At 67.2% G+C, this 18,031-nt stretch carries 14 protein-coding genes; 3 read left to right on the forward strand and 11 right to left on the reverse strand.

Annotated features, from left to right (window positions below; genetic code table 11):
- Positions 1-184 precede the first annotated feature (184 nt).
- The 8 genes from KDB67_RS20150 to KDB67_RS20185 form a co-directional block, all read right to left on the reverse strand.
- On the reverse strand, positions 185-1,303 hold the full coding sequence (locus KDB67_RS20150; protein ID WP_291019823.1) for an ABC transporter ATP-binding protein: 1,119 nt from the start codon (positions 1,301-1,303) through the stop codon (positions 185-187).
- The gene (locus tag KDB67_RS20155) at positions 1,303-2,769 is read right to left on the reverse strand and encodes an iron ABC transporter permease (protein WP_291019826.1); all 1,467 of its coding nucleotides are present in this window, start codon (positions 2,767-2,769) and stop codon (positions 1,303-1,305) included. The genes KDB67_RS20150 and KDB67_RS20155 overlap by 1 nt, the downstream gene beginning before the upstream one ends.
- Positions 2,770-2,818: 49 nt before the next feature.
- Entirely contained in the window at positions 2,819-3,790 is a 972-nt protein-coding gene (locus KDB67_RS20160) for an extracellular solute-binding protein (protein ID WP_291019829.1), read from the reverse strand.
- Positions 3,791-3,966: 176 nt separating this feature from the next.
- A complete protein-coding gene (gene cydC / locus KDB67_RS20165; protein ID WP_291019832.1) occupies positions 3,967-5,664 on the reverse strand; it encodes a thiol reductant ABC exporter subunit CydC in 1,698 nt (565 codons plus the stop codon).
- Positions 5,654-7,384 (reverse strand): thiol reductant ABC exporter subunit CydD, encoded by a 1,731-nt coding sequence (cydD, locus tag KDB67_RS20170; protein ID WP_291019834.1) that lies wholly within the window; start codon positions 7,382-7,384, stop codon positions 5,654-5,656. The genes cydC and cydD overlap by 11 nt, the downstream gene beginning before the upstream one ends.
- Complete coding sequence (gene cydB / locus KDB67_RS20175) at positions 7,381-8,478, reverse strand: cytochrome d ubiquinol oxidase subunit II (protein WP_291019837.1); 1,098 nt, start codon at positions 8,476-8,478, stop codon at positions 7,381-7,383. Before cydB ends, cydD begins: the two co-directional genes overlap by 4 nt.
- Positions 8,479-8,490: 12 nt before the next feature.
- On the reverse strand, positions 8,491-10,038 hold the full coding sequence (locus KDB67_RS20180) for a cytochrome ubiquinol oxidase subunit I (RefSeq protein ID WP_291019839.1): 1,548 nt from the start codon (positions 10,036-10,038) through the stop codon (positions 8,491-8,493).
- Positions 10,039-10,225: 187 nt separating this feature from the next.
- A complete protein-coding gene (locus KDB67_RS20185) occupies positions 10,226-11,086 on the reverse strand; it encodes an aminodeoxychorismate lyase (RefSeq protein ID WP_291019842.1) in 861 nt (286 codons plus the stop codon).
- A 110-nt stretch (positions 11,087-11,196) separates the two neighbouring features.
- Between KDB67_RS20185 and KDB67_RS20190 the strand changes: the two genes are divergently transcribed.
- A complete protein-coding gene (locus KDB67_RS20190) occupies positions 11,197-12,372 on the forward strand; it encodes a folate-binding protein (protein ID WP_291019844.1) in 1,176 nt (391 codons plus the stop codon).
- Between the two features lie 165 nt (positions 12,373-12,537).
- Positions 12,538-12,714 carry a DUF3073 domain-containing protein gene (locus KDB67_RS20195; RefSeq protein ID WP_291019847.1) on the forward strand — a complete coding sequence of 59 codons (177 nt, stop codon included), beginning with the start codon at positions 12,538-12,540 and terminating at the stop codon, positions 12,712-12,714.
- A gap of 104 nt (positions 12,715-12,818) precedes the next feature.
- Here KDB67_RS20195 and purM read toward each other — a convergent pair whose 3' ends face one another.
- The 3 genes from purM to KDB67_RS20210 all read right to left on the reverse strand — a co-directional run bounded on the left by purM (position 12,819) and on the right by KDB67_RS20210 (position 16,388).
- The gene (gene purM, locus KDB67_RS20200) at positions 12,819-13,973 is read right to left on the reverse strand and encodes a phosphoribosylformylglycinamidine cyclo-ligase (protein WP_291019849.1); all 1,155 of its coding nucleotides are present in this window, start codon (positions 13,971-13,973) and stop codon (positions 12,819-12,821) included.
- A 141-nt stretch (positions 13,974-14,114) separates the two neighbouring features.
- Entirely contained in the window at positions 14,115-15,680 is a 1,566-nt protein-coding gene (gene purF / locus KDB67_RS20205; RefSeq protein WP_291019851.1) for an amidophosphoribosyltransferase, read from the reverse strand.
- A 321-nt stretch (positions 15,681-16,001) separates the two neighbouring features.
- Positions 16,002-16,388, reverse strand: a complete 387-nt coding sequence (locus KDB67_RS20210; RefSeq protein ID WP_291019853.1) for a sterol carrier family protein — start codon at positions 16,386-16,388, stop codon at positions 16,002-16,004.
- A gap of 74 nt (positions 16,389-16,462) precedes the next feature.
- Between KDB67_RS20210 and KDB67_RS20215 the strand changes: the two genes are divergently transcribed.
- Entirely contained in the window at positions 16,463-17,971 is a 1,509-nt protein-coding gene (locus tag KDB67_RS20215) for a glutamate--cysteine ligase (protein WP_291019855.1), read from the forward strand.
- The last annotated feature ends 60 nt before the right edge of the window (positions 17,972-18,031 follow it).

Raw genomic sequence — 18,031 nt, forward strand, 5'->3', positions numbered from 1 at the left:
ACGGAGAACAAACGGCCCCCGTACCGCTTCACGAGGAAGCCTGGCCGACGGACGGTCGGGGTACGGAGGCCGGGTGACCATCTGGGATTCGCCTCGGCGAACCAGGGCCGGAACACCTCAAGGTGTGGTCGGATCCGCCTCAGCGGATGGCCACCTCACTTGTCCGATTTGAAATCAATTCGGATCACCTCCTTTCTCGTGTATCCGAGAACCTACGCCCGGACCCCACATCGCGCAACGGATTAACCGCGGCGGCGTCCGGAACGAATCGCACCGTGTCGCGAACCCTCAGATCCACGCCATCGCCGACGCCGATCCCGCTGTCCGGGTTCACCTTTGCGACCACCACCATGTCGTCGCCGACGGTCGCGGTGACCAACAGATGATCACCGGCGAATTCGATGCCGCGCACCGTCGCCGGGGCCGGCCGGTCATCGCGCACCGGTTCGCAGGTGAGGTCGGCGGGCCGGATCAGCAGTACACCGTCGCCGGACGCGGTGCCGCGCACCGGCACCACGCCGAGTACGCAGCGCGCCACATCACCTTCGGCGGAGGCGGATAGCACGCTGACGGTGCCGAACAGTTGCGCCACCGCCATATCCGCGGGCTCGGCGTATACCTCGCGCGGGGTGCCCACCTGCCGCACCTCACCGTCGATGAGGACGACGATCTGGTCGGCGACGGCCATCGCCTCCTCCGGGTCGTGGGTGACGAGCAGCGCGGCGGCGCCATCGGCGAGGATCATCTGCCGCACCTGCGACCGCAGCGTCGTACGCAGGTGCGCGTCGAGAGCAGAGAACGGCTCGTCGAGGCAGATGATCGTCGGCCGGGGCGCCAGCGCCCGGGCCAGGGCCACGCGCTGGCGCTGACCGCCCGACAGCAGCGCCGGCTTTCGGTCGGCCAGTTCGGTGAGTCCGGTCAGTTCCAGCAGCCCGGCCACTCTGGCAGTGTCACCCACTTTCCGGAAGACGTTGTGCCGCAAACCGAAACCGATGTTCTCCGCCACCCTCAGGTGCGCGTACAACGCGCCGTCCTGCGGGACCAGCCCCACCCGCCGGCGCTGCGCCGGAACATGAACGCCCGGGCCGGCCAACACCTTTCGTTCGCCGGCAACGGTGATCTCGATGGTGCCCGAGCGCACCGGCTCCAGCCCGGCGATCGCCCGCAGCAGGGTCGTCTTGCCACACCCCGACGGACCGATCACCGCGGTGATCGACAACGGCGGTACCTCGAACGAGACATCGCGGACCACTGTGGCGCCGCCGTAGCCGACGGTCACCCCGGTCAGTCGCAGCGCGGACATCATTCCCCTCTCGGCAGGAACCGGGTGGACAGCAGCACCGTCGGAATCGAGGTGACGACGATCAGCGCCAGCCCGAGTACCGCGGCCTGCCCGTACCGCAGATCGTTGTTGAGGCTCCACAGGTCGGTGGCCAGGGTGCGGGTGCCGATGGGTGCCAGCATGAGGGTGGCTGGCAGTTCCTTGGCCACCGACAGACACGCCAGCGCCGCCCCGGCCACCAGCGCCGGCGTCACCGTGGGCAGCGACACCCGGGCGATGGTCGCCAGGTAGCCGGCGCCGAGCGTGCGCGCCGAGTCCTCCTGCCCGGGTGCGATCGCATCGAACGCACCGCGCAGCGGCCCCAGACACACCGGCAGGAACAGAATCAGATACGCCGCCGTCAGCATCGTGGTGGTCAGATACAGCTCCGGCAGCACCCGGATCCCGAAGAACACCAACGCCAGGGCGACGGCGATCCCGGGCAACGCAAAACCCAGATTGAGTGTCACCTCCACCGCCCCCGACAGCGGGGTGCGTGGACGCCGGATGAACAGGGCGACCGGCACCGACACCACCACGATCACCGCAGCAGCAATCATGGCGATCTCAAAGGTGTTGCGCGCCAATGGCCACACCCAGACGAGTAGGTCTTTGACGTCGGCCACCGACGACATCGGCACCCGTTGCGAGGTCCTGATGGCGGAGATCAACGACCAGATCGGCGCGAACAGTCCGACGGTGACCGTGGCCGTCACACACAGCCACGCGACCGGCGACTCCGACGATGCCGGCCGGCGCTCCGGCGCCCCGATCTCGTCGTGGTCGCCGCGAGCGAGGCGTTCGCTGAGCGCGAGCACCAACGCGATCACCACCAGCACACACCCGTAGACGGCGGCCAGGGAACGGTCGACGGATCCGTTGTAGGCGTTGTAGATCCCGACGGTGAACACCTCGTAGCGGACGATGGCCGGACCACCGAAATCGCTCACCGTATACAGCGCCACCAGCAGAGCGCCCCCGGCGACGGCGGTCCGCAGCCGGGGCGCGGTCGCCCACAGAAAGGTGCGCAGGGGTCCGTAGCCGAGGGTGCGGGCGACGTCCTCGGCCGATCTGCCCGCCGCCGACAGCACCGCGATCGCGGGGAGCATAACCAGCGGATAACAGGCCATGATGAGCACAAGCACTGCGGCCGGAAACCCTTCGAATCCGGAAAACATTCGGCCCCAGGCAAACCCGGACACATACGACGGAACCGCCAGGGGTGCGGCGAGCAGCGCGACAGCCAGGGTCCGGCCCCGGCGGATACCCCGGCACACGCACACCGCCATGGCGACCCCGAGAATCACAGACGCCGCCGTGACCGCCACGGCCAATTGGACTGTATTGACCGCCAGATCGGCGGTCCGCGCGCGCAGCAGCGACGCCTCGACGGTGTCCCAGCCCGCCCCCGACGCCCGGATCACCAGGTACACAGCGGGGAGGGCCACCAGCACCGTCACGGCGATGCTGATGACCCCCAGCAGGATTCGTTCCCGCCTAAACAGCTCCCACCTCGGTGAGCAGCTTCTCGGTACCCGCGACGTCAGCGAGGTCGTCGAGGTCGATCTTCGGCGGTTTAAGGTCGCTGATCAGCGGCGGCAGGTCCGCGACGGGCAGTGGAATATTATCGGCCACAGCATATTCGCCGACCTCGGTGGTGAAGAACTTCTGCGTTTCCGGGGTGAGGAGTTGCCGCACGAAGTCGAATGCCTCTTCCTTGTCGTCCGAACTCTTGAGTACCGCGACACCGGCAACGTTGACGAGCGCACCCGGGTCTCCGTCACCGAAGAAGTGCAGCCGCGACGGCACCTTGCCGATGCCTTCCTCGGCCACCGCCTGCACCCAGTAGTAGTGGTTGAGCAGCCCGGCGCCGAGCGAGCCGTCGTTGACCGCTTCGAGAATGGCACCGTTGCCGTCGAACTTCTTGGGGTCGTTCGCGAGGAACTTGGTGAGCCAGTCGCGGGCTCCGTCCTCGCCGCGAACCACCCGAAGTCCGGTGACGAATGACTTGAACGATGCGTTGGTGGGCGCGAATCCGACCTTACCGCGGAACTTGGGGTCGGTCAGACCGTCGATGCCCGGCGGCAGATCAGCTGCGGCGAGCACGTCCGGGTTGTAGACCAGTACCCTGGACCGTCCCGATGTGGCCGCCCACGATTTCGACGCGGTCCGGTACTGCTGCGGCACCGATTCCGCGATGTCGTCGGGCAGCGGTTCGAGCAGTCCGGCGTCGGCCAGTGCTCCCAGTTCGCCCGCGTCCTGGGCGAAGAACAGATCAGCGGGCGATTTGTCCCCTTCCTCCAGGATCTGGGCGGCCTTCTTGTCATAGGCGGGCGTCACCGCGATCTCGGTGCCGATCTTCTCGATGAGCGGACCCACCAGTGACTCCGATCGGCCCGAGTACAGCGTCAGCTGCGCCGGCTCATCACCGGAGTCGTCGCCGCAGCCTGCGAGGATTCCCGCGGACATGATCACCGCCACTGGTATTGCCCAGACCCGAGTCATAGCTTTCATGTGCCGTTCTGCCTTCCCGTGGGGACGAACCGCACTTTCCGGCGATCCGGTGAAATCAGACAATACCGGCATTCGGTGGAACGTAAAGGCATTCTTCAGCCTTCCCTAAGCTCCCCGGGGACGTGATCGAGTCAGCCGATAGTCAGGTCGGCATCGATCCCGCCAGGGAGATAGTGGGTCACGACGATCACCGTCCGCCGGGGCCCGAAGATCCCGGCGGGATCGACTATTGCCGCAAGCAACGAGTCCGCGTCGCCCCGGTCGAGGTGTTCGACCGGTTCGTCGAGCACTATCACCGGCGCCGGATTGATCAATGCACGCGCGAGCAATAGACGCCTGCGTTGTCCGCCGCTCACCGATTCACCTCCGCCGGACAACGCCGTGTCCAGTCCGTCGGGCAATCGCCGGACCCAGTCCGCAAGTCCCACCGCGGCCAGCGCGTCATCGAGTTCGCCGGTCGTCGCGTCACCGCGGGAGACCAGCAGGTTCTCCCTGACGCTGGTGGCGAAGATGTGCCCTTCCTCCGCGAAATAGCGGACAGCCGAACACAGTTCGATGTCCTGCAACGAATCATCCACGGCCTGAACGGAACCCGACTTCGGCGCCAGCAGTCCCGCCAGGGTCATCAGCAACGTCGACTTTCCCGAGCCGCTCGGTCCGGCGATCACCAGCCGCGAGCCCGGCGCCAGGTCGCGGGTCAGTCCGCCGACCGGTCCGAGCGCGGGTCCGCCCGGCCATCCCCAGTCGAGTCCGGTGCAGCGCAGCATGGCCGGACCACGGTGCACCGCCGCATCGGAATCCGTTGAGCCCGAACCTGACCGGGATGCCCCGTCGACGAGCGCCAGCATCCGCGCCGCGCTCTGTCGGCTGCGTTCGAGCTGTATGCCCGCCTCGGTGAGCGGTGCCGTCGACTCGAACGCCGACAGCGGCAGCAGAATCAGCACACCGAATACCATCGGTGTCAGCTGTCCCGACGTCGACGACACCCCGGCCAGCGACCCCGGCACCCCGGATGCGAGGTCGATCCCGATAAGGCAGGCCGCCAGCAGCGACACCCCGATCGCCAGCGGCGTGGCTGCGGCGGCCCCTGCCTGCCAGGCGAGTCCGCGGTCGGCGGCCCGGATCGCATCGTCGTCGGCCCGGGCCGCGGCGGCGAGCGCTGCGTCACGACGACCGGCGATCACCAATTCGGGGGCGTGCCACAGCGCGGTGATAGTGGCCTCGGCCGACTCTGCCGTCGCTCTCGCGGAATCGGCGATGGTTCTCGCCGACCCGCGTGCGGCAAGCCACGGCGCGACCGCACCACTCACCACGAGTGCCACCAGTAAAACCATTGCTGCCCATAATGATACGAGTGCCATGACGACCACAGCCGCGACTGCGGTGATCGCACCGACCACGATGGGGATCACTCCGCGGATCAGCGCATTGCCGATCTCGTCGATGTCGTCGCCCGTCCGGGACAGCAGCGCACCGCGTTTGAGTCCCACCGAATAGCCCGGATCGCCCTGTGCCAGAGCGCGATACACCCGCTCCCGGGCATTCGCCATCGCCTGCAATGCCAGATCGTGGGTGGCGAGCCGTTCCAGATAGCGGAACACTCCCCGCGAAATACCCAGTGCGCGAACGGCGGTGATCGCCACCGACAGGAACAGGATCGGCGGCTGCTGCCAGGCCCGGGTGATCAGCCATGCCGACAGCGCCGCCAGGCCGAGCGCCGACAGCGCCCCGCCGACACCCAACAGCAACGACCACACCAGCGGCCGACGACTCAAGCCGAGAAACCGCAGCGCCCGCACCAGTGGGTCGGCGTCGAAACTAGTTCGCATCGACGGCCTCCGGCATCTCGACGATCTCGTCGGCGTGGCGCAGCACCTCAGCGCCGTGCGCCACCACGACGACAGCATCCCCACCGACAGCCCGCTCCCGCAACCGGATCAGTACTCGCTCGGCCGAAGTGGGGTCGAGATGGGCGGTCGGTTCATCGAGCAACAGCAGTGAACCTGTCGACACCAATACACGCGTGAGGGCAAGCCGCTGCCGCTGCCCGGCAGAAAGCCCGACGCCACCCGCACCCAGCATCGTGTCGTAGCCGTCGGACAGCCCGGCGAGAACCTCATCGAATCCGGTGATCGACGCTGCTGCGTCAAGATCTGCTCGCGAGGCATCGGCGAACAATGTCAGGTTCTCGGCGACGCTCCCCGGCACGACAACCGGCTGCTGCGGCAGCCACGCGACCCGCCGCCGGAACTCGTCGAGTTCGTCCTTACCCCGCAGCACCCGACCCTCGTCCGGTTCGATCAACCCCATGATCACCTCGAGCGCCGTCGACTTCCCCGACCCGTTCGGCCCGGTGATCATCGTCAACCGCCCCGGCCGGATAGTCATCGACAACCCGCGCGGCGCCCACCCGTCACGCCCCAACACCCCCACCCCGCCCAACCCAACCTCAAACGAATCCCCCATCTTGATCCCTGAGGCCGAAGCGACCAAGGAGCCAGGGACGCGTTGGGTCCGGCGAGAATCCACACCTGACGCAACCCCCTCCTCACCACCCCCTTCGATCAGCGCGAACGCTGCCTTCGCCGCGGCCAGCCCATCAGCGGAGTCGTGGAACTTCGACCCCACCTGCCGCAACGGCAGATACGCCTCGGGCGCGAGCACCAGCGCCAGCACCCCCGCATACAGACTCATGTCCCCGTGCACGAGCCGCACCCCGATCCCCACAGCCACCAGCGCGACACACAGGGTGGCCAGCAGCTCGAGAATCGCCCCGGACAGGAACGCCACCCGCAGCGCCGACATCGTCGACCGCCGGTGCGCCGCGCCGAGTTCGGCGACCCGCCCAGCCTGACCCTGTGCGCGCCCGAGTGCCCGCAACGTCGGCAACCCGGCGATCAGATCGAGTGTCTGTGCCGTGAGCCGCGACATCGTCGCCAGCTTCCGTTCGGTACGGTCCCGCGTCATCAGTCCGACAAGGATCATGAACAGCGGGATCAATGGCAAGGTGATCACGATGATCAGCGCCGACGGCCAGTCGGTGAGCCCGATGACGACGATGACGGTCGGGGTGACGGTCATCGTCAGGATCAGCGCGGGCACATACCCCGACAGGTACGGAGCAAGCGCATCCAACCCCCGCAACAGCACCGTCGACGCGTCGTCACGCCGCCCGAGCAACTCGCGCGGCGGCGTCCGCGACGGATCGGTCAGCGAATCGAGCGCCCGCGCCCGCAACTGCGCGATCACCCGCGCCGACGCCCGATGCGCGTACCGGTCGTGCCCGAACGTCATCACCACCCTCGCCACCAGCGCACATGCCAGCACCACAAGATGGGTGGCCTGCACCGACAGCGACCGCCGCGACGGATCGACGACGAGTTCGGACAGGATTGACGCGGTCATCGCCGCCGAGACGATGATCGCGACGACGGTCCCGAAACCCAGCAGCGCGGTGACCACGATGTAGACGCGGCTCGCCGGCGAGTACGTCAGCAGTCTCGGGTCGACGGGCGGACTCTTGACGCGCCCGGTGTCGGTTGTGCTCACCTCCGGGAGTCAACCCCCGCGTTGACCTTGAGCGACGGCAAGCCGGTGTGCGCGGGGATCTGTGCGGTGGAGATCCGCTGCCGGAACACCCAGTAGCTCCACGCCTGATACCCGATCACCACGGGCGTGATGAACGCGGCCGCCCAGGTCATGATGGTGAGCGTGTAGTGACTCGATGACGTGTTGGCAACGGTGAGGTTGTAGGCCTCGTCGGTGGTCGACGGCAGCACGTCGGGGAACAGTGAGCCGAACAGGGTGGCGACGGTTCCGATGATGGCGACGCTGGTGGCCGCGAACGCCAGTCCTTCCCGGCGCAGCGAGGTGGCCACGACCATTCCGACGGCGGCCAGCGCGGCAGCGATCACGGCGATCCACGTCCAGCCCGACCCGTACGAGAACTGGGTCCACAGCAGGAACACCGCGGCGACGACAGCCGTCGGGATCGCCAGTTTCGCCGCCAGGTCCATGGCGTCACGCTGCAGTACCCCGGTGGTCTTCATGCCGAGGAACACCGCGCCGTGGGTGAGGAACGCCAGCAGCGTCGTCGCGCCGCCGAGCAGCGCGTACGGATTGAGCAGGTTGAAGAAACCGCCCGTGTACTGGGCGTCGGCGTCGATGGGCAGCCCGCGCACCACGTTGGCGAACGCCACACCCCACAGCAGGGCCGGGATCCACGAACCGAGGCCGATGCCCACGTCGCACCACATGCGCCAGCGCGGGTCGTTGATCTTGCCGCGCCATTCGATGGCGCACACCCGCACGATCAGGCCCACCAGGATGATCAGCAGCGGCAGATAGAACGCGGTGAACATGGTGGCGTACCACCCGCCGAACGCGGCGAACAGCGCGCCACCCGCGGTGAGCAGCCACACCTCGTTACCGTCCCACACCGGTCCGATGGTGTTCAGGAGCACGCGGCGCCGGGTGTCGGGGTCGGCTTCGGGAGCGTCGGGCGCGACCTGCGCGTCGCCGCCGGTGTGGGTGCGACCGAGGATCGGCATCAGCATCCCGACACCGAAATCGAATCCTTCGAGGACGAAGTAGCCGATGAACAGGATCGTGATGACCAGGAACCAGAAGTTTTCGAGACTCATCTTTTCCGCTCCCTAGTACGCGAACGAGAGTTGCTTGGGTTCATCGGAATCGGCGTCGCCGTCGCTGTGACCGGGTGGCCTGGCGTCGTAGGTGGCCGGGCCTTCGATGACGTAACGGCGTTGCAGCATGAACCACACGACGCCGAGCGCCCCGTACAGCAGGGTGAACACGATGAGCGAGGTCCAGACCGTCGCCGCGACGTGGTTGGACACACCGTCGTGCACCAGCATCGAGATGCGCAGCGGATCGAGATCGTCCTCCCAGTTGGGGGCGACGACCCACGGCTGCCGGCCCATTTCGGTGAAGATCCAGCCCGACGCGTTGGCCAGGAAAGGCGTCGGGATCATCCAGAGCGCGAACAGCCCGAACTTGCGTGATCCGATGACCCGGCCGTCTCGGGTCAGCCACAGCGCGGCAAGCGCGAGCAGCGCCGATCCCGCCGCCCAGGTGATCATGGCACGGAAACCCCAATAGGTGACGAACAGGTTGGGCGCGAAGTTCTGGCCGGGCGCGTTGAACGCCTTCTGATACTGCGCCTGCAGTTCTTCGACGCCCTTGACCTCGCTGTCGAAGGTGTGGTCGGCCAGGAACGAGAGCATCCGGGGGATCTGGATGACGTGGTGGATGTTGGCGCAGTTGTTCTGCCGTCCGATCGACAGCACCGAGAAGCTCGCGCCGTTCTCGGTGACGCAGAGCGATTCGGCGGCGGCCATCTTCATCGGCTGCTGTTTGAACATGATCTGCGCTTGGAAGTCACCGCTGATGATCACGGCCACGCCGGCGACCATCGTCATCCACAGCGCGAACCGGGTGACGGGCCGCCAGAGCTTCTTGGCGTCGTCGTCGAGTTGGTCCGCAGTGGCGCCGACGTGACTCGGCGAGACCGAGTCGGGCACTTCCTGTCCAGCGCGGAGCTTGCGGGCGCGCCAGGAGTTGCGCGCCATCCACCAGCAGCCGATGCCGGCGACGAATGTCGCGGCTGTGAGCCAGGCACCCGCGATGACGTGCGGGAACGCCGCGAGCGTCGTGTTGTTGGTGAGGACGGCGAAGAAGTCGTTCATCGCGGGGCGGCCGCGTTCGTCGTCCCAGGCCACACCGACGGGATGCTGCATCCACGAGTTCGCGGCGATGATGAAGTACGCCGAGGCGTTGACACCGATCGCGGCGAGCCAGATGCACGCGAGATGCACTTTGCGGGGCAGCCGCTCCCACCCGAAGATCCACAGTCCGATGAAGGTGGATTCGAGGAAGAACGCGACGAGACCTTCGAGGGCCAGCGGTGCGCCGAACACGTCGGCGACGAACCGGCTGTATTCGCTCCAGTTCATGCCGAACTGGAATTCCTGGACGATGCCGGTGGCGACGCCGAGCGCGAAGTTAATGAGGAAGAGCTTGCCGAAGAACTTGGTGGCCCGCAGCCACTGTTCGTTACCGGTCTTGTACCAAACCGTCTGCATGATGGCGATCATCGGCGCAAGGCCGATGGTCAGCGGGACGAGAACGAAGTGATAGACGGTGGTGATCCCGAATTGCCATCGAGACACGTCCAGTGCGTTCATGGGCCTCTACTTGACGTCGGCGCACCCGCGGGGCGCGCAAGGGCTGACTCACTACAGGGCTGACTCACTACTACGACCGGTAGTAAGCATAGTGCCGACGCTACGCCGCGCCTGATTTCCCGGACAGCGACCTAAGGCCCAATTGAGTTGAAATACCCTGTGATGACCGCCACCGACGTGGTAGCCGTCAGCAGTCGACGGCCCGGTCGACCAGGTCCGGAAAATCGCCCCCGTCAGCGGTTGTCATCACCGTACTGTCGATCGCGGTCACGCGCGCGGCCAATGTCACACTGCTGACCAGCCACACCGCGTCCGCAGCGCACAGATCGCCGACGGTCAGCATCCCCGTCGTCGCCGCCCATCCGGATCGCAGTGCTTCGGCATAGATCGCCCGCTGCGTCGTGCCCGGGAGAATCCCCACCTGCGCCGGCGGTGTGACGAGGCTGCGGCCGGTCATCGCGATCACCGACGCCCGCGCACCCTCCAGCACGTAGCCGTCGGCGGACACGTAGACGACGTCCCCGAAGCCACGCTGGTTCGCGTACCGCACCGCGGCCATGTTGGTGGCATAGCTCAAGGATTTGGCGCCGAGCAACTGCCAGGGCGCGCGCCCGCCGAAGTCGGTGGTGTAGCCACGATCGAGCGTCATCACCCGCACCCCCGAGATACGCGTCGCGACGATCCGCTCCGGGACCGCCGCGACGGTCACATATCCGGTCGGGCCATCGCCTGAAGCCGACTCCCGGCCCCGCGAGTACGCCAGTCGCACCATCGCCTCGTCCTCACCGCGGAGCCGGACCCATTCGCCGGTGGCGATGTCCAGGGCCCGGGCCGCGGCCGCCCGATCGACGGGAGGCAAACCCAGCAGACGTGCGCCGTCAGCGAGCCGATCCAGATGCAGTCCGACCTTTCGCACACGAGCACCCCGCAGCAGCATCGTCTCGAACACCCCCTCCCCGCGCACCGCACCGAGGTCGTCGGCGTGCAGCAACGGCAGGTCGGGGTCGCGAACGACGCCATCGAAGGACACCAGCACCCGGTCAGTCACCTACTCAGAATCCCACGATCACCATTCCACCGGCCCCGACGATACGGGTGTCACAGACACGGGTGCCGGAGATAGGACCGGGCATGGGCGTCGTGGGTAGGATCGATCGGGTGAGCCCCTCACCGATTCTGAGCAGGTACAGCGGTATCGGGGCGGTCCCCGCACCCACGGCTCCGCCGGAGGGCATTCCCGCCACCGCCTGGCACTACGGCGACCCACTCGGCGAGCAACGCGCGGCGACCACCGGCGTGATCGTCGTCGACCGCTCCGATCGATCGGTCATCGAACTGTCCGGCGACGAACGGCTGACCTGGCTGCACACCATCTCCAGTCAGCACATCGCAAATCTTCCGGATCGCCGCAGCGCCGAGAACCTGTCCCTCGACGCCAACGGCCGTGTCGAAGAACACTTCGTCCTCACCGACATCGACGAGGTCACCTGGCTCGACACCTCCGGAACACACGGCCAGGCGCTGCTGACGTTCCTGAAGAAGATGGTGTTCTGGGCCAAGGCCGAACCGGTCGCCCGCCCCGACCTGCGCGTACTCACCCTCATCGGCCCCGGCGCCCTGAACGGCCCGGTCGCCGAGATGCTGCGCATCGATCCCGACGCATCCGTCTACGCCGCCGACGACCTCCCTGAGGCCCATCATGACGACGAGCCGCTCGGTTTCTGGCGCCGCATGCCCCCACTCGGAGCCCTCCCCGGCGGCACCGACACCCCGCTGCCCGTCATCGACCTCCTGGTCCCGGAAACCCTGCTCCCGTACTGGTGGGAACGGATCACCGATACCGGCGCGAAGATGGCCGGCAGTTGGGCGTACGACGCGCTGCGCGTCGTCGCGTTGCGCCCGGAGATCGACGCCGACACCGACGACCGCACCATCCCGCACGAGGCCGGCTGGATCGGCGGCCCCGAACAACTCGGCGCGGTACACCTGGACAAAGGCTGCTACCGCGGCCAGGAGACGGTCGCCCGCGTCCACAACCTCGGCAAACCGCCCCGCAGGCTGGTGCTGCTGCATCTCGACGGCAGCGCCGACGAACGTCCCGCCACCGGCGACCCGGTGACCGCGGGTGCACGCACCGTCGGCCGTGTCGGCACGGTGGTCCACCACTTCGAGTACGGTCCGATCGCGCTGGCCCTAGTCAAACGCAATATCGCCGCCGACGTCGAACTCTCGGCCGGTGGTGCCGCGGCGAGCATCGACCCCGATTCGATCGCCCCGGACACCGAAGTGCAGGCCGGCCGCGCGGCCGTCGAGCGTCTGCGCGGCGGCGCCTGATCAGTGACTCGATCACCCCGGGCGACACGTTCGGCGCGCTCTTACGATCCGGAATCAACATTGTCCGGGCGGGCGCGCTAGACTGGGCCTCACGACAGATTCACTACCTACAGAACGGGGCCGCCACACCGTTGGCCGCCCCGTCATTGTGCGAGGGGGTCCCAAATGGGCCGCGGCCGGGCGAAAGCAAAGCAGACGAAAGTTGCTCGTCAGCTGAAGTACTCAACTCCCCATACCGACTTCGACAGCTTGCAGCGCGAGCTCTCGGGTTCGGGCGATTCGGCGAGAAGGCCGGATCCTTTGGATGAGTGGCTTGACGAAGACGAGTGGCGCCGAGCCTGAGGCTCGACGCGCAATCGGCGCGTCTCCCACACGGGTAGAAACACAATCACGCAGCACCCACCCCGGCGTCTCGGCGCCGGAGCTGGGTGCTGCGTGACTTGGCGTCAGAACCGCGGATGCTCCCCCACCAACTCGACGTGCCCGCCGTGACCACGGCTCTGATCGGTCTTGATCGACCCGAGCACCCAGTTGGCGACGTGCCGTGCGGTGAGCACGGCCTGCGCCCGGTCGGTGTCCTCGGGAGCGACAACGGCCACCATCCCGACACCCATGTTGAAGGTGCGTTCCATCTCGGCCTGCTCGACCCGGCCCCGCTGGGCGATCATCGTGAAGATCGGCGCGGGACTCCAGCTGCGGCGGTCCAGTTCGGCGACCAGCCCGCCCGGGATGACGCGAGCCAGGTTTTCGGCGAGCCCCCCGCCGGTGACGTGCGCGAACGTACGCACGTCGGTTTCGGCGGTCAGCGCAAGGCAATCGCGGGCGTAGATGCGGGTCGGTTCGAGCAGTTCCTCGCCGAGGGTGCGCCCGAATTCCTCGACATGTCCGTGCAGGTCCATGTGACCCCAGTCGAGCAGCACCTTGCGGGCCAGCGAGTATCCGTTGGAGTGCAGCCCGGACGAGCCCATCGCGATCACCACGTCACCGGGCCGTACCAGGTGGGGTGAGAGGATCGCGTCGGCCTCCACGACGCCGACGGCCGTCGCCGACAGGTCGTAGTGCGTCTCGTGCATGAGGCCGGGGTGTTCGGCCGTCTCCCCGCCGAGCAGCGCGCAGCCGGCGTCGACGCAGCCGTCGGCGATGCCCTTCACGATCTCGGCGACGGTCTCGGGAACCACCTTGCCGACGGCGATGTAGTCCTGCAGGAACAACGGTTCGGCACCGCAGACGACGAGATCGTCGACACACATGGCGACCAGGTCGCGGCCGACGGTGTCGTGCACCCCCATCGCCTGGGCGACGGCGAGTTTGGTGCCCACCCCGTCGCTGGCCGCCGACAGCACCGGTTCGCGGTAGCCCTTGAGCTTGAACAGTCCGGAGAATCCGCCGAGACCACCGAGTACCTCGGGACGCGAAGCCCGCTTGGCGTGCGGGGCGAACAACTCGACGGCGCGTTCGCCGGCGTCGATGTCGACGCCCGCCGCAGCGTAGGAGGCGCCGGCGTTCTGACTCAGCCCCCCGGTATTCGATCCCCCGGCGTTTGATCCCCCGGTATTCGATCCCCCGGTATTCGATCCCCCAGTGGCGACATGGTCGGTCATCGGGTCGCACCCCTTGTTACATTCGCGGCGCCCGTGATCCGGACAGGACCCGGGCATGTCAGAGCCGAACCTCGATCGAGACGCATGGCAGGCGAATGCGACCGGGCTCGGCAACGCCTCATAGGCTACCCGAGGTCCGGGTTATGGCCGCATGATGGCGCTGACATTGTCGTTGGCCTGGGTCAGCGGGTCACCGGCGGCGTTGGCCAGCATCTGTTCGAGAACGGCTTTGCCCATCGACGTCTCCCGCGGCAGTTCGATCGGGTAGTCGCCGTCGAAGCAGGCCGCGCACAGGTTGGCGCGGGGTTGTTCGGTGGCCGCGACCATGCCCTCGATGCTGATGTAGCCGAGCGAGTCGGCGCCGATGGCCTGCCGTACACCCTCGACCATGCCGGCCTCCGATTCCATGCCGTTGGCGATGAGTTCGGCCGGCGAGGCGAAGTCGATGCCGTAAAAGCAGGGCCAGCGCACGGGGCTGGACGCGATGCGCACGTGGATCTCGGCGGCGCCGGCCTCCCGCAGCATCCGGATGAGTGCCCGCTGGGTGTTGCCGCGCACGATCGAGTCGTCGACGACGACGAGCCGTTTGCCGCGGATCACCTCACGTAGCGGGTTCAGTTTGAGCCGGATACCGAGTTGCCGGATGGTCTGCGACGGCTGGATGAAGGTGCGGCCCACGTAGGCGTTCTTCATCAGTCCCTGCCCGTACGGAATGCCCGATTCCTGGGCGAAGCCGATGGCCGCGGGGGTGCCCGATTCGGGGACCGGGATCACCAGGTCGCCGGTCGCCGGGTTCTCCCGGGCCAGCAGCCGCCCGATATCGACGCGGGCCGAATTCACGGACCGGCCGTGGATGACGCTGTCGGGTCGGGCGAGGTAAACGTACTCGAACACGCAGCCGCGGGGCGTCGGTTCGGCGAATCGTTTGGTGCGCACCCCGTCTGCGTCGATGGCCAGCAGCTCACCGGGTTCGATGTCACGGACGAAGGAGGCGCCGACGATGTCGAACGCGGCGGTTTCGGAGGCGACCACCCAGCCGCGGTCGAGCCGGCCGAGCGACAGCGGCCGCACCCCGTGCGGGTCGCGGGCGGCGTACAGGGTGTGCTCGTCCATGAACGTCAGGCAGAACGCGCCCTTGAGTTTGGGCAGCAGGTCCATCGCCGCCTGTTCGAGGGTGCTGTCGGCGGCGCCGTGCGCGAGCAGCGCGCCGACGACGTCGGAGTCCGAGGTGGCCGGTCCGCCGGAGACACCGAGTTCACGCGCAAGTCCGGCCAGTTGGGCGGTGTTGACGAGGTTGCCGTTGTGCCCGAGCGCCACGCCCGTGCCGGCGGCGGTGGTACGGAAGATGGGCTGCGAGTTCTCCCAGGTCGTCGACCCGGTGGTGGAGTACCGGCAGTGGCCGACGGCCACGTGCCCGACCATCGCGCCGAGCGTCTGTTCGTCGAACACCTGGCTGACCAGGCCCAGGTCCTTGAACACGAGGACCTGCGAGCCGTCGCCGACGGCGATACCGGCGGCCTCCTGCCCGCGATGCTGCAGCGCATAAAGCCCGTAGTAGGTGAGCTTGGCGACATCCTCGCCGGGGGCCCAAACACCAAAAACGCCGCACTCCTCGCGCGGCTCGTTCTCGGGTTCGCCGCTGATATGCCCACTACAGCCAGGTGCAGCGGCCATCAGGTTCTTACTGTCGATCGACAGGTCGGTCATCGCACTCCCCAGAGGCCGGCGGGTCAGACGGTCACAAGTTTACGGTCCGGTAGCACCGACACGCCAATCCTCGACGCGCCGCTCAATGTCACCATCTCCCGGTTTCCGCCTCTGCAAACGCCCCGGACCTGCTGCTTCTTCCCACCTGTAACCGCCACCACACCCAACCCCACCCCACGACCACATCACAACGATCTTGATCCCTGAGGCCGAAACGACGAAAGAACAACCCACCACCTTGATCCCTGAGGCCGAAGCGACGAAGGAGCGAGGGTCACGAAGGGTCCGGCGAGCCGAACACCTCACGCCACCACCCCAGGACTACACCGAAAACAGCGGCATCCACGACCCCACCTCCCCCGCCCGCGACCCCGACGCCTCAACCGCCCCGCCACGCACAGCGTCGTCGAACCCCAGCTCCCCGATAATCATGCGCAACCACGTCCGCGCATCGCACTCGACGACGTTGGGCGGTGTCCCCCGCGTGTGCCGCGGCCCTTCGATGCATTGCACAGCCACGAACGGCGGCACCCGAACCTCCACCGACGACCCGGGCGCGATCTGGGCAAGAGTGCGCGCCGACATCCGCACCGCGGCCGCCAGCTCGGCCCGCGAAGGTTCGGGAGCCTCCCCGCTCCGCGCCCAGTCGGCCACCGCGACGACCGCCGCCCGCGCCGCGACGAGATCGACCGTCTTTCGTGCTGCCATGACTACAGCTTGCCCGCCCGGCAATCACGTCCGTTCGGGGGTATCGGCACCGGCATATCGGGCAGTATTGGCAGATGGGTACCGATGTGTCCGCACGCACGTTCACCGGCGACGACAGGGTGCGTTTCCGTACGCAGGTCGGCAGGGGTACCGACGCGATCGCCCGGATGCTGGCCGAGGGCCTGTTCACCGATCAGGGCCGCGCCCCGGAGCCGCTGCTCGGGATGGAGGTGGAGCTGAACCTGGTCGACGCCGACATGAATCCGGCCAAGGCGAATGCGACGGTGCTCGACGCGATCGCCGATCCCGATTTCCAGACCGAACTGGGCCAGTTCAACATCGAGATCAATGTGGCCCCACTGCCCTTCGTCAAGCAGGACACCATTTCGCTGGAGCAGGCGCTGCGGACGTCGCTGAACCGTGCGGAGGAACGCGCGTCGGCCACCGGTAATCATCTGGCGATGATCGGAATGCTGCCCACACTGCGCACCGAACATTTTGCCCACCATTGGATTTCGGCCAATCCCCGGTACGATCTGCTCAATCAGCAGATCTTCGCCGCGCGCGGTGAGGACATGGAAATCGACATCACCGGTGTTCCGTTGTCCGAATCCGGGAATCGGGAGCGACTGCACATCACTTCCGATTCGATTCTCCCCGAGGCGGCGTGTACGTCGCTGCAGCTGCATCTACGGGTGGCCCCGGAGGATTTCGCCGCGCACTGGAATGCGGCACAAGCGATTTCGGGTGTCCAGGTGGCGCTGGCGAGCAACGCACCGTTCCTCGCCGGAAAGGCCCTATGGCATGAGAGCCGGATCCCGGTGTTCGAGCAGGCCACCGATACCCGGCCGCTCGAACTCAAGAATCAGGGCGTACGCCCACGGGTGTGGTTCGGCGAACGCTGGATCAACACCATTTTCGATCTGTTCGAGGAGAACACCCGCTATTTCCCCGCCCTGCTACCGGTGTCGACGGACGTCGATCCGCTCGCCGAACTCGACGCCGGCCGCATTCCCGTCCTCGACGAATTGCGTCTGCACAACGGCACCGTCTACCGCTGGAATCGTCCGGTGTACGACGTCGTCGACGGCAAAGCCCATCTGCGCGTGGAGAATCGGGTACTGCCCGCGGGACCGACCGTCGTCGACACGATGGCCAACGCCGCCTTCTATTACGGCCTGGTGCGTGGCCTCGTCGACGCCGATCGCCCCCTGTGGTCGCAGATGTCGTTCGACGCCGCCGACGAGAATCTGCACACCGGCGCCCGCGACGGCATCGACGCCCAACTGTACTGGCCGGAACTCGGCTGGGTACGTCCCGACGAACTCGTCCTGCGCAGGCTCCTACCCATCGCCGACGACGGCCTGCGCACCTACGGCGTGGGCTCCAAGGCCCGCACCCGCTACCTGTCGGTGATCGAAGGCCGTTGCCTGCGAAGGCAAACCGGTTCGGTGTGGCAGCGCAACGCGGTCGCCGCCCGCGAGAAGGCGGGCGAGACCCGCACCGAAGCCCTGCACGGAATGCTCCGCGACTACCTCACCCTCATGCACGAAGGCGAACCCGTCCACTCCTGGCCACTCTGACCGCGAAGACGACGAAACACTGGGAATCCAGCCCCCTCTTGATCCCTGAGGGCAACGCGA

It is taken from the genome of Gordonia sp. (in: high G+C Gram-positive bacteria) (assembly GCF_020438995.1).
GTDB lineage: Bacteria > Actinomycetota > Actinomycetes > Mycobacteriales > Mycobacteriaceae > Gordonia.

Coding starts and splice junctions, on each gene's coding strand:
- KDB67_RS20150 (WP_291019823.1), bottom strand. CDS start 1,303: ATGTCCGCGCTGCGACTGACCGGGGTGACCGTCGGCTACGGCGGCGCC.
- KDB67_RS20160 (WP_291019829.1), bottom strand. CDS start 3,790: ATGTCCGCGGGAATCCTCGCAGGCTGCGGCGACGACTCCGGTGATGAG.
- cydC (WP_291019832.1), bottom strand. CDS start 5,664: ATGCGAACTAGTTTCGACGCCGACCCACTGGTGCGGGCGCTGCGGTTT.
- cydB (WP_291019837.1), bottom strand. CDS start 8,478: ATGAGTCTCGAAAACTTCTGGTTCCTGGTCATCACGATCCTGTTCATC.
- KDB67_RS20180 (WP_291019839.1), bottom strand. CDS start 10,038: ATGAACGCACTGGACGTGTCTCGATGGCAATTCGGGATCACCACCGTC.
- KDB67_RS20195 (WP_291019847.1), top strand. CDS start 12,538: ATGGGCCGCGGCCGGGCGAAAGCAAAGCAGACGAAAGTTGCTCGTCAG.
- purM (WP_291019849.1), bottom strand. CDS start 13,973: ATGACCGACCATGTCGCCACTGGGGGATCGAATACCGGGGGATCGAAT.
- purF (WP_291019851.1), bottom strand. CDS start 15,680: ATGACCGACCTGTCGATCGACAGTAAGAACCTGATGGCCGCTGCACCT.
- KDB67_RS20210 (WP_291019853.1), bottom strand. CDS start 16,388: ATGGCAGCACGAAAGACGGTCGATCTCGTCGCGGCGCGGGCGGCGGTC.
- KDB67_RS20215 (WP_291019855.1), top strand. CDS start 16,463: ATGGGTACCGATGTGTCCGCACGCACGTTCACCGGCGACGACAGGGTG.